Annotated in this window: 7 protein-coding genes; 5 read left to right on the top strand and 2 right to left on the bottom strand. The window is 45.8% G+C overall.

The features are described from left to right. Nucleotides 1–285: 285 nt before the first annotated feature. On the bottom strand, nt 286–3,192 hold the full coding sequence (locus ACFVVF_RS03225; protein ID WP_387808790.1) for a DUF7507 domain-containing protein: 2,907 nt from the start codon (nt 3,190–3,192) through the stop codon (nt 286–288). 221 nt (nt 3,193–3,413) lie between these two features. Here ACFVVF_RS03225 and ACFVVF_RS03230 point away from each other — a divergent pair, with 221 nt between their 5' ends. The 3 genes from ACFVVF_RS03230 to ACFVVF_RS03240 all read left to right on the top strand — a co-directional run bounded on the left by ACFVVF_RS03230 (nt 3,414) and on the right by ACFVVF_RS03240 (nt 5,841). Beyond that, a complete protein-coding gene (locus ACFVVF_RS03230; protein WP_387805337.1) occupies nt 3,414–4,262 on the top strand; it encodes an EamA family transporter in 849 nt (282 codons plus the stop codon). A gap of 46 nt (nt 4,263–4,308) precedes the next feature. After that, complete coding sequence (locus ACFVVF_RS03235; protein WP_387805338.1) at nt 4,309–5,367, top strand: flavin-containing monooxygenase; 1,059 nt, start codon at nt 4,309–4,311, stop codon at nt 5,365–5,367. A gap of 126 nt (nt 5,368–5,493) precedes the next feature. Next, a complete protein-coding gene (locus ACFVVF_RS03240; protein ID WP_387805340.1) occupies nt 5,494–5,841 on the top strand; it encodes an ArsR/SmtB family transcription factor in 348 nt (115 codons plus the stop codon). A gap of 123 nt (nt 5,842–5,964) precedes the next feature. On the opposite strand, the gene ACFVVF_RS03245 is transcribed toward ACFVVF_RS03240, so the two are convergent. Continuing rightward, nucleotides 5,965–10,026 (bottom strand): S-layer homology domain-containing protein, encoded by a 4,062-nt coding sequence (locus ACFVVF_RS03245; protein ID WP_387805342.1) that lies wholly within the window; start codon nt 10,024–10,026, stop codon nt 5,965–5,967. Between the two features lie 214 nt (nt 10,027–10,240). On the opposite strand from ACFVVF_RS03245, the gene ACFVVF_RS03250 reads away from it, so the two are divergent. Further along, nucleotides 10,241–10,915 carry an SMI1/KNR4 family protein gene (locus ACFVVF_RS03250; protein WP_387805344.1) on the top strand — a complete coding sequence of 225 codons (675 nt, stop codon included), beginning with the start codon at nt 10,241–10,243 and terminating at the stop codon, nt 10,913–10,915. Between the two features lie 186 nt (nt 10,916–11,101). Beyond that, nucleotides 11,102–12,712 (top strand): xylulokinase, encoded by a 1,611-nt coding sequence (locus ACFVVF_RS03255; RefSeq protein ID WP_387808793.1) that lies wholly within the window; start codon nt 11,102–11,104, stop codon nt 12,710–12,712. Nucleotides 12,713–13,319: the final 607 nt, after the last annotated feature.

Raw genomic sequence — 13,319 nt, forward strand, 5'->3', positions numbered from 1 at the left:
ATCACGATGAAGTATTGGGCGAGTTCTCTTATGAAAGAGACTTTGATTGGTTTAAACAGAATGTTTGGTGGGGCGGGCAGAACGGGAGTTTATATGTCAATAAAGACTTATTGATGATGGAGATATGTTCTGGTGTCATTCCATCATCGTTGCCGGGAATATAAATGGACAGATGGAATCGGTACATATTAAATGATTGGAATGGTGAAAACAAACAATCTCCAGCACTATGCTTATCTGGAGATTGTTTGTTTTTATTTGCTTATTGGTGAAGCTGAAGCTGCGCTATTCCTCATCGTGAGACAGGATAAGCACCGATGCTTCGGCATCTTTCGGACCGACTTGATCGGCTTTTGCGGCCACTCTGTTTACAATTACTATATCCGTTTCAACATCAGGAGTTGCGTATGGAAGACGAATCGTATAGATAGCATTGGCAGTGAATAAGTCCACATGCAAATGAAGATTAAGCTTCCGGTCCTCAATGATAAAGTTAGTCAGATTAACATTGCCTGTATTTTGAACCCTAATCGTAAAATAAACCGTTTCTTCTCCTTGTACAACTGGACGATCGACAGTCTTGCTGACTGTGAAGTCTGCAGTCGTAATTACGGGCGGCGGCACTGGAGGCGGAACAGTTCCTGGAGCAATCGTCACTGTCGTAGCGACTGTAACCGGAGAAAGATTGTCGGCAACATTAGTTACCGTATTCAAGACGGCATTGTTAGGAGTATCGGCTGGAATGGTGTAGGGGAAATCTGCCGTTACCGTCGTACCAGCTTGGATAATCGCAATTGTCGTATTGATTCCTAAAAGCGAATCGGTTACACGTACATTAACGAGATCAACATTACCGTTATTTGTTGCGGTTATCGTGAAGATGACGGTTTCTCCTGGCGAAGCCGATTGTTTGCTAGCCACCTTCGTAATTTGAAGTGAAGGATACGGGCCGATAACGACAGCAGCACTTGAGCTGAGCGGATCAGGAATGGCATCAACAGCTGCCACAGCGGTATTCAAATACGGCCCTGGCGGTGTATTAGCCGGGATGATATGAGGAAATGTATTCACCACCGATTCTAGCGGGTTCAGAATAGGGATGACATAGCTGATTCCTAGCTTAGCATCATTAACCGCAATATTGGTCAGCGTCTGTGTACCTGTATTAGTCAATTGAATCGAATAGTTGACGGTTCCCAATGGCGCTGTGTTTGTGCGGTCTGCCAATTTTAGCAGAGAAAGCCCCGGAAATGGCGGACAGGTGCAGGCAACAATTGGTGTATGGAAGAAGAGTTGTCTCGCAGAAGCTGAATAATTAATTATTGGAAGCGTACTCTGCAAATGATTCGGCTCGATGATGGAGACATAGGTTTGGTTGTCGGTATTGGTATGCAGATGATAGCCGTTCGCAAAGGCGGTTGTTTTAACCTGGTAAGTCAGTGTTATTGTCGTCAGACTGTCAGCAGATAAGAGACCCAGCGGCATGATTCCGAAATCAACGGCTATTTTACCGTCTGCTACCGTACTGTCACTGACATCTGGGAGCAGTGGAGCTTTCGGATAGAGGGTGAAGTCAGGATCAGACGGATCGGTAATTACAAGCTGTCCTGGAGATTTGAGCCTCAACCCGTCTCTCACGCCGTGAATTTGAATGGAGCCTGGTACATACCGGAATAAAACATTATTGATGACATCGTTTAAGACGAGCCGGCAACCGGCATACAAGTGCAATACATCGTACACCAGCACGCCTAATAACGTATTGATAGCATCAGGATCGGCTGAATCCGCTTCACGCAAATAGGAGGGTGCTGTTACCCAGCTTTTCATAAGCTCAATAACATTTTCCCTCGTATACGGTCCAGGTGATTGAGCCGCAATATCAATGCCTAAAGCATAAAGCTGAGCATTGCCATCCAATGCATCCTTTAACCTGTCGGCTATCTCCTGTGTGCGAGATGAGGCAAGAACGATCTCTTCATTAGTAGCAGAACGGAGCGAGATCTCTGCTGCAAGTTGCGGCAAGGTCTGCTCCAAATAAACGGAGTACCTCCATGGCTCACCAGGTATATCAGGGAAAAAGGTGGCATCGGTGTCTCCAGGCTGGACATAAGTAACCGGATACTGCGAGTTAATCGACCGATTGGCTTGACCGTCGGTAATAAGAATTACAACACGGCGGAATCGATCATCCGATTGAGCGAAGCCCGGTGTCTTGAATAGATTGTAGGCTGCAAGAAGCCCAGCCTCCGTATTCGTATCCTCTGAGTAGGGAATGGCCCATACCAAATTTTGTAAAATGGAATTATTCGCGTAGCCGTCATTATTCATACTGTACGATAATTCAACGGACGTAAGTGGTGAATTGCTTGCAACTTTGACAATTTGATTGCTTGTATAAGCGGAAGGCTGCGCATTATATACATTGGCAATGTAAGCAGATAGAACCGTATCCGGAAGCGGGTTGCCGGACGCATCATAAATATCGTTGTAAGTGAGTTTGTAGTAATTATAATAGTTGTACAGGCTTTGCTCCACGTTTGCTTCAAGCGGTGTCGCTTGTGTGATGAAATTTGTTAATTCGGTTGTACTCACAAAAGGCTGGTTGCGGTATCCGAGAATTTGGCCAATATAGTTCGTATTTGTTGGAGGCGGCGGATTTGATGAACGTCTCCACGTATAGAGGGAACCGACATAATTATAGCTGAAGCCTGAACCCGGAGAAGGATTCGGTACAAATGCATCCCGTCCATATGGAACTATGGTTACTGTTGTATTCCGGTTAGCTGCCCATAGCTGGTTAATCGTGTTAATTAATGCCCGCTTGGCCTGAACAAACTTCATACTCGCACTGCTCATCATGCTGGAGGTCACATCAAGCACAAAAACAACGTCAAGCGGAGTAGGCGGATAATACTCAAAGGCTGCTGCCTTTGCTTCAATATCGACGGTAACCGTCGCTACACAGTCGCATTCCTCTGAGGACTCCAGAGCAGCCTGCTTGGAGATGCGAATCAAATCATTATCAACTATATTGCCTCCGCTGCCGCTGTTCGCGGCAGCGTCAAACAGGACTGATTTCCCTGAGCCAATCCAATAATTCGGATCGTTTGGATCGTCTGTTGGCCGTTGGTTGTCATAGCCTCCTATAAAAATTGGATTTTGTTTGCCAGGTCCTTGGAAAGGACACATTTCCACAGTATCATCTCCCTAATTATTCCTTTTAAATATAAGTATGTTCAGATAATAAGTGGTATACAAATAAGCGGGATTTTAATATTAATCAAAATAACTTGATTTAATGATTGATCTTGCGCTAGTGTCGTGTTACGATCGTTAAATCAAATATATTTGATTTAACAGAATCAAAGCATGCCTATTCACTTAGAGGGGGGAAGAGATAGAACTAGCCGATGAGCACCACATATGCCATACTTCTTGTTCTTTCATCTGCAATTGCACATTCCGTTTGGAATTTATTTATGAAAAAGAGTGTGCACAAAGAAAGCTTCTTATGGTTGATTCAGACGATTGCTGCAGTTATTTTTATGCCGGCATTTTTACACGATTTATTTACAATGGATTGGACGTTCCAAAGGACCGGTCTACTTTTGACATCATTCGTTTTTCAAAGCGTCTATTTACTCCTTTTGGCCAAAGCGTACAAAGCAGGGGACATGTCGCAGGTGTACCCGATGATGAGGGGATCGGCTGCCTTATTGATCCCGTTGCTTGGTTTAGTGATCTATGAGGAAGAACTTACACATTCCGGCTGGTTAGGGCTAGGACTTATTGTTGTTGGTTTATTTGCGCTCAGCGGCATTTTCAAGAACCGTTTAACTAAACAGAGTATTATCACTATACTGCTTACGGGGACTATAGGGATCTCAATTACAGGATATACTCTGGCAGATAAATCTATCCTGTTGTTTATGAGTCCGTTAGGATTGTTACAGATTTACAATTTGGCTGGGGTTATTGCCTTAGGTGCGCCAGCACTCCGCAGTAAAAAAGTGAGACAAGAGTGGATGCTGAATCGGCGATTGATCCTAATCGGCTCGATTATGGCACCAGGCTCCTACTTGTTGTTTTTGATGGCCATGCAATTTGCGCCGATTAGTCACATCTCGCCTATCCGTGAAATCAGTATTGTATTTGGCACGATATTAGCATGGACTGTACTGAAAGAAAAGCAAGGAGCGGGAAGAATCGGCTATTCTGCCATCATTTTATTAGGAATAATACTGATCGGTTTTTTCTGATCCAAACGAAAAAAAGGATGCAATCCATAATAGGGAGGAACCAGGGATGAATTCAACGGTGTATGATGCAATTATTATTGGCGGAGGGCAATCTGGTCTTGCGGCCGCCTACTATCTGCAGCAAGCGAAACTCAATTTTATTATTTTGGAGAAAAACTTTTTAAATTTGGGCTCCTGGGCACATTATTATGATAGCCTTACGTTATTCTCACCAGCACAATATTCGACATTGCCAGGGCTCGATTTTCCAGGGGAAGCCGATCGATATCCGCATAGAGACGAAGTGGTTGCTTACCTGAAATCGTATGCTGCTCATTTTAATTTCCCAATCAACTATGATGCTGAAGTATTGAATGTAGAGAAGGATGAAGGGATTTACTTCATTCAAACCGCGAAGAATGAAAGTTACCGTACACGAGCAATTCTATGTGCTAGCGGGTCTTTTACAAATCCGAACATACCTAATTTAACAGGCTTAAATGATTATAATGGATTAATTATTCACTCAAAGGATTATACGAATGATCTGGAATTTAGAAATAAAAGGGTGATTGTTGTTGGAGGAGGGAATTCGGCGGTTCAAATTGCAGTAGAGCTTGCCAATACAGCAGATGTTACGCTAGCGACGATTAGGCCTCTTAAATTTGTGCCGCAGCTGTATCTGGGTAAGGATCTTCATTATTGGCTCACGCGTACAGGATTAGATCATACCCAGTCATTGGAGGAAAAGCGCTCATTAATGAAAAGTATCGATGGCGTCATAGACAACGGCTTTTATCAAAACGCGATCTCTCAAAATAAACCCAATCATAAAAAAATGTTTAAAGCGTTCACGCAATCCGGGGTGGTATGGGATGATGACAGCCGTGAAGAAGTGGATGCCGTTATACTTGCAACGGGCTATAAACCGAATTTCAATTATCTAAATAACCTTAGTGTGCTGGATGACTCAGGGAACCCGATGCAAGAAAACGGGATCAACCAATCGTCTGAAAAGATCTATTTCGTCGGGTTGCCTTGGCAAACGTCCTTCTCGTCAGCAACCATTCGCGGATCAGGTGCTGATGCCAAAATCGTTGTGCAAGACCTCGTGAAAAATCTGTAAATGAAAATGAAGGATGCTCTTTACATCAATATTTCTTGATTAATTGTTGTTCTCGTTGTATGATATGATTCTGTATAAAATCATGAATCGAAGAAAGCAAATGATTACCGCACAGGAGGGAAGAAAATGACTAAGAAGCTTTCGGTAGTTGATCAGATCGCGCCAGCCGTTGATTTTTCAAAATATGAAGCAAAGTTCAAGGCGTTAGCGGATCAAAAAAGGCTGCAGATTATGTATGAGCTTACGCAACGCGGCAATACCTGTGTATGTGATCTGGCGGATGTTGTTGAAATGCAGCAGTCTAAGCTGTCCTATCATTTAAAGATACTGTTGGACGCTGGGCTGATCAAGCGAGAGACAAGAGGCACTTGGAGCTACTACGAATTGAATTCGGCAGAAGTCAATAATCTTCTTTCTCCTGAGCTCTGCTGCATCTTCCGAACGGTCGAAATCGAATCAAGCGATTGTACTTAATCGCATTAATTTTCAAGTGATTAATCAAATAAAATGGATTTAAAGACAGAAAACATTATCTATAATGTTTGATTATAAAAAAAGATGAGCCTCCGCAATCTCCGGGGCTCATCTTTTTTTCAATTAGTTCATCGCTGCATTCAGCCGCTGAAGCAGTACAACTGCCTCGGCTCTGGTCGTCGAAGCCTGCGGGCGGAACGCATTGCCTGCTTGGCCTTGCACGAGCTTTGCTTCAGCCGCTGCGGCGACCCAGTCTCGAGCCCAGCCGGCGATTTGCGCATCATCCGCGAAGGAGGTACTGGCGTTCGCTGAGGTCAGACCGGCTGCTTTCGCAATCATGACTGCTGCTTCCTCGCGCGTAATGTTCACGCTTGGACGGAAGGTACGGTCCTCGTAGCCGTTCAAGATACCTGCCTGCGCAGCCGAAGCGATCGCAGCGGCAGCCCAATTCGGGATGCTGTTCGCATCCTTGAACGGTAAGGATTGTGCTGCTGGGAGGTGAAGCACCTTGCTCAGCATGACAGCGAATTCTGCACGTGTGACGGCTCGGTTCGGCAAGAACGTACCGTTCGGATAGCCGTTCACCCAGCCAAGCGCGGCGCTGGCTTGGATTTCTTTTTCAGCCCAGTGGCCTGCAATATCATTGAAAGATGGTTCCGTATCTCCCGGATTCTCGGTCACTGGCAAGACAGCAAATAGCGTAAAGTGATCGGTTTCACCGGCTATTGTTGTGCCTGTAGACTTACCGGGAAGCCGCTGCCATTTCTTGGCGGCCTCATCATAGTAGAACACAGCAGAAGTCTGTCCAGCGTCAACATTTTCGCTGCTGCGCGTCAGAGTTAAGGTGATCGGGGAGGCGAACTTCCCGTCGACATCTTTCGTCAAGCGGAATGCATCGCTCAGCAATACTTGATCGGTGCCAAGCAGTTTTTTCGCATCGCTGGTCGCATTTTGAACGGAAATGGTTGTCTTCTGAGTAACTGCACCTGCCGGAATGTGCAAGGTCAGACTGCCATAGTTGAACGTATAGGCTTGGCCAGGCAAAACAACAAATTGACCAGAAGAAGCTGGTGGCGAATTGGTACCTGTACCAGAATTCGATGGCAAGCTCGACACAATCAATGTAATCTCGATGGAAACCGTTTTTTCATTTCCAATGGAGTCTTTCGCGTACACGGTATATTTGCCATTTTGCGTAACCGGAATTCGATTCGTGGCAGCTACAGCCGTTCCAAACGCTGGATTCGAGAAGCTGCCGATGTTGAGTTCACCTGGCGCCCACCGCAAGTCGGTGATTGCATTACCGGATGCTTCCGCATTAGCTGTTGCAGCAACCGTAATATCAACATTTGTTGGGTTTCCAGTTTTCGGTGTGTAATCCAGCACGATTGTTGGCGGGCCGCCTACGATGTTGCTGATTGTGATCGTTTCAACGTGACTGTTGCCAGCAGCATCTTCGGTATAAACCGTATAAGTCCCATTGCCCGGCACCTCGAATTGGCCTGCGTCCACAACCGTTCCACCACTTGCAAAATAGGAAGTCGTCTGCGAACCGGCAGCCCACTTCAATGAACGGATCGCACTGCCGGTTCCATCAGCTGCGACCTGAACGAACAGAGGTCCGTTAACAGGTGCCGTAGTCGATGGCGTCAAGGCGATAGCAGGGAGGACGCCGTCAATGAACACGCCGCTCAGCGAAGGTACAGCAGCAAGCGTCAACGGCACGGCATCGCCGATGGATGTGATTGCAGCTGGCGTCACAGTTGTCAGCGCACTGCCGAGGGCAATTCCATCCGAATCAAGGTCGCCAGCTTGCACCGTATAGGTGAACGTTATCTGAGCTGGCTCACTTGTCGAATGTCCCGTATAGGCTGCGTTAATGTCTGAGCTGTTCAAGTGAATCGGGAGCAGCGGCGATCCCGCAATATCGACCGGATGATTGAATGTTACGGTAAAGCTCAGTGTCTTACCGATTCCGTAGGTTCCGTTGGCCGGCACTTGCACCGATTGGATTTGCGGTATAGGTACCGTGAGCGTCAACACATACAAGCCTTGCGACAGCCCGTCCTGTGAAGTGACAAGCACATTGATCGTATTGCTTCCCAGATGAAGATTCAGGCTTGAGGAAGCTCCGCCGTTAAACGTCACAGTTGAGCCCGCGGCGGCAGGAGTCGCAGCGATGACAGCCGTTGGCACCGGTGTATTTAAGGTTGCGTTGTAGCGTCCTGTATGCGCATCGAAGCTTCCGAGCGAATGCGATGCACCTGGCGTGCTTAGTGTCAAACCGGATAACATAACATTAGAAAAGCTTGCTTTCGGCATCGGATAACCAGTACCTTCAATCAGATCCCAGTTTTGGCCGCTGCCGACTGACCAATTGTCAGACGTGTAGGTTGACTTTTTCATAAGCTCGATGGTTGTCTTTCCTGTAGCGCCTCCGCTGGACGCTGATTGCCGGCTAGTCTCCGTGTCCCAGAAGGAGTGAGTGACCGATCCAGTGCCTGCATCCGCGACGAGTCCTCCCGTAATTCCCGGAGCAGGGGCAGACACAACAGCTGTCGATAAAGCATAATTGATCTGCGATGATCCGCTCAGCTCACCGACCAGACCAGCCGCTCTGTCATTACCGTAAATGGCGCCATGCACAGTTGCGTAGTTAATGGCCGTATTATCGGACGTACCGATTAGTCCGCCAACAGAATTGCGGCCGGTCACGTTCACATTCGTTAAGGCCAGATCGGCAATTTGTGCACCGTCTGTTTTTCCGAATAAGCCAACCTCGTCCGTTAACGGGCGGTTTACTTTCAGATTTGCAATTGTATGCTGATTGCCGTGAAAAATGCCCGTGAAGGGGGCAGAACTGCTGCCGATTGGCAGCCAGCCGCTGCCATCGGCATAACCGGATAGATCAAGATCCGCTTCCAGCTCGTAGACGTGATTCATGCCATATCCTATTGCCTGATGGCTGAGATCGGCAAGCTGGGCCGCAGTCGAAATGCGATGCGGGTATTGCGCTGTGCCTGCGTCTCGAATGACGTTCAGCTTATACTCAGCAGTTAATCCAGCCGCCGAGGTAACCTTAATGATGATGGTGTTGGCACCTGGATTTAGTGCAACCGTCTCCAAGCTGCTGTTATTGTTAATCGAAACGGAAGATGTGCCTAGCTTGGCGATCCCTGCAAGGTTTAGGTGATCGGTCTGGCTCACTACTTGTGCGTTATAGACGCCATAATTGCTGGAGAACTCACGGTCGAGGGAAATGGCAGTGTTGTCGGCAGCATTAACGACAGTTAGTGAATCTAAGGCAATGCCGTCGTATTGACCGATGAGCAGCGGAGAAGTTGCCTCCTCCACGATCGCCCAGACATTAGTAAAATCCCATCCTGCAAAAGTCACCTCACGCTTCATGTCGGCAGTGGAGTGCCCTGTACCGCCGCCGCTTGATGTTGAGTTTCCACTTGTTTCAGTATCCCAATGCGAATTACTTATATTGGGAGGACCTTCTGCTAGGCCAATGAGCCCGCCCGAATTCGAGCTGGCATCGACTACGGTACTAGAGTAGACATTGCGTATAAGTCCTTTTATGTTAGAAAAAGTGGCATATCCTGCAATGCCTCCTAGCTGATCAGCGGATGAAGCATCTCCGGCTACGATTCCCGCCATATAGCTGTCGGTTATGCTCGACAAACTGCTGTATCCGGTTATACCGCCAACAGCTTCATGTCCGGTGACTGTTCCAGATACCGATGAGCCAGACAGTTGGGATGAGGTGAAATCGCCAACAAGTCCTCCGACGTACGTGTATCCATGTACATTTATATTCATTAAATGTACATTCATAATGCTGGCACCATCCGCTTGTCCAAACAAGCCAACATTGTTCTCTCCCGGGCGATCAATTTTCAAATTGGAGATCGTGTGTCCTTGACCGTCGAATTTGCCGGTGAAAGGGGAGGTGTTGTACACGCCAATTGGGCTCCAATTGGCATAACCCGAAAGATCGATATCCTGAGTTAGCCTAAAATTTTCGGCAGGATGATTCCTAATGTCATCCAGCTCTGCAGGTGTACTGACATAAATCCACGTTTCAGCCGCAGCGACCTCCTGCACTGCTGCAAATGAGGGTGCCAGCGTCATAACAAGCAGCAGGAGCGCCGTCATGAGGGAGAAGCGCTTCTTTTTCAAATCATTCACTCCTTCGAGGTTCGTATTTCAATAAAATGCAAACTTATATACATTATCCTTTTGTCCTCAAAATCCTTTATTTTTGCGGTCTAAAATGACCAAATTCTAGCAAACTGATCTATATTCATGTATATTAATGAAAGCTTTCCTACAGAGTTCAAAACAGTAGTTCCTTTAACATCATTAATTGTCGAAATAGAAAGGAAAGAGTAATATGAGCGACTGGAATCTATGGGAACAACGGCTAGTTTCGTTTATAGCGGAAATAGAGAAAATAGGGGGAGAATTTGAAGGTTATACAATCAAGCCTCCCGCTGATCTACTGGAAATCAAAAAAATCGAAGAGCAGCTTGGACATCGTCTTCCGCAATCATTTGTACGAGTGATGACTGAGTTCTCAAGAGGGATGAAGGTATCCTGGTCATTACCGGATGAGGATTCACTTTCAACGCCATTGCCAGAAGAATTACAAGGGTTATTTGCGTCTAACTTCTCTTGGGACATTGATGAAATTCTCTCGATTGAAGAAGCCAGAAGGGGCTGGGTGACAGAAGTGTTCCCTGATCCTAATGATCCATATGACGCTGTCTGGCACAATAAATTAGCTTTCATGGAAGTAGGGAATGGTGATTATCTAGCATTCGATTTAGCAATTACTGAAGACCCTCCGATCGTTTATTTATCTCATGACGATGGTGAAGGGCATGGATTTCTTTTAGGCAGCAATTTTATTGATTTTTTCAATAGATGGACTCAAGTTGGTTGTGTAGGATGTGAAGATTGGCAGCTGCTTCCCTTTATGAAAGATAGTAAATCAGGAATAGATCCGTTATCAAAGAATGCCGTGCTCTGGCGTTCTTGGTTAAGCACTACAAAAAAGATTGTGTAAGCAATTCAAATAAACCCGGCAGCAGATTAAAGATCTGCTGCCGGGTTTATTTAGCGAGAAGTTGTCCAGCAGCGATATATAAATAAACTTAGTTTGTTTAATAGACAAACTAAGTTATAAGTGCTATCATCACACCATGATAACCAATATGTATACTCGTACAGTGTGAAGGAGGAGCAAGCCATCATGGATCAGAATAGTAAACATGCGATAGTCCGGGGAGAAACCTCGCTTGGCATCGAATTTGGATCCACACGAATTAAGGCTGCACTGATTGATTACAATTATGAAACAATCGCTTCCAGCAGTTATGAGTGGGAAAATCAATGGATTGATGGTTATTGGACCTACGATCTCAATGAAATGATTAACGGACTGCAAGCATGCTATCGCCAATTAAAGCAACAGGTTGAACATAAATACGGCGTAACACTGCAAACGATCGGCTCAATTGGATGTTCGGCCATGATGCAGGGCTATATTGCACTAGATAAAGCAGGGCATCTATTGGTTCCGTTCCGGACATGGCGCAATGCCACAACGGCTGCAGCTGCAACGGAGCTAACCGAGAAATTTCATTTTAAAATTCCTCAACGCTGGAGCATCGCACATTTGTATCAAGCGATTTTAAATGAAGAAGAGCATGTCGCTCACATCGATTATGTTACAACCTTGTCGGGTTACGTTCATTGGCTGCTGACTGGCAGCAAGGCTCTTGGTTTAGGGGATGCCTCTGGCATGTTCCCAATTGATGAATCTCGGCTGCAATATAATGAAGAGATGGTGAAGCAGTTTGCCGAATTAATTGCGGGCAAAGACTACTCGTGGAATCTTAAAAGTGTTTTACCTGAAGTTTATACTGCGGGTGAACATGCTGGATATCTCCATGAAACGGGTGCCCGGCTGTTAGATCCATCAGGCTGCCTCCAATCAGGTATTCCGCTATGCCCTCCAGAAGGCGATGCCGGAACAGGCATGGTTGCTACGAATAGTGTGAAAAAGAGTACCGGCAATATTTCGGTAGGCACGTCTGTTTTTGCCATGATTGTATTGGATAAAGCTATATCCGTATATCCCGAGATTGATATCGTGACTACACCAGACGGCAGTCCTGTTGGTATGGTGCTTGCTAATAACTGCTCCAGCGATATTAATGCATGGCTCGGATTGTTCCGTGAATTTTATGAAGCAATGGGATTGAAACCTGATAGGAATGAGTTATTCAGCGTCCTGTTCAACAAAGCGCTGGAAGCAGATGCTGATGGCGGCGGCTTGCTGAGCTACGGCTACTATTCAGGTGAGAACATTACCGGGATTTCAAAAGGCCGTCCACTGTTCGTCCGTTCTCCAGAAAGCCGCTTCAATCTGGCGAACTTTATGAGAGTACATCTTTTTTCCGCGTTTGCTGCACTAAGACTCGGAATGGACATTTTGACACAGAAGGAGCAGGTGACGATTGACCATATTTTGGCGCATGGCGGATTGTTCAAGACACCGCTAGTTGCTCAAAAAATGTGCGCCGCAGCACTGAATGTTCCTGTTTCGGTTATGTCCACAGCAGGAGAGGGCGGCGCCTGGGGAATGGCAATATTGGCATCCTATATGGTTAATAAGGAGAAGAACGAGCGCTTGGCTGATTACCTTGCGGCAAAAGTGTTCAAGGATGCAGAAGGACAACAGGTTTATCCTGACAGCGCAGATGTGAATGGCTTTGCCTTGTATATGGAGAGATACACGGCAGGGCTGGCAATTGAACAGGCAGCGGCAGATCATTTTGTAGAAAATGGGAAGAAATGACTCCCGTAAAAGATAATAAATTGATCATCGCATACGTTAATCGATAGGTATCAGACTGTACCTCTGAGGCGGCCTGTATCGCGATGACGGATAAGAACATTTATACAATGGAAGCCGCATAAACTGCGGCTTTTCGTAATATTAAGGTCAGCCAGAATTTTTAGGTTGGCCTATTTTTTTAGCTATCATATGATGGCGGTTACCGAGAGAACGTGCGGCTTTCAGGCTCTGAAGAACCCGGTGTTCTCCCGCTGCCCCGATGACCATGTTTGAACTGGTAGCGGCTTGACCTATTATAATTGGCGAATTTATGGGTTTGAAACTATCGTTGGAATGCCAGAAATTGCAGATACACAAGGAGGAAAATTGAACCGTTCATTGGAGTCAATGTTCGAAAGGTACCAGTATATAAGTTCGCTTCCTAAATAACTATTTATAAGAGTCATTATCATTTTATCCAGCCATGAAATTGATGCTAATAATAGATATCAGAATATTAAGAGAATTAGAGAAATAAATGCTCAATAAATTTGGTGTAATGCAAACAATAAGAATCATCGAATCGTTAAAGACCATAATATAAAAAAATTTCATCTTATTAAAAATG

The organism is Paenibacillus sp. NPDC058174 (assembly GCF_042883865.1).
Classification (GTDB): Bacteria; Bacillota; Bacilli; order Paenibacillales; family Paenibacillaceae; genus Pristimantibacillus.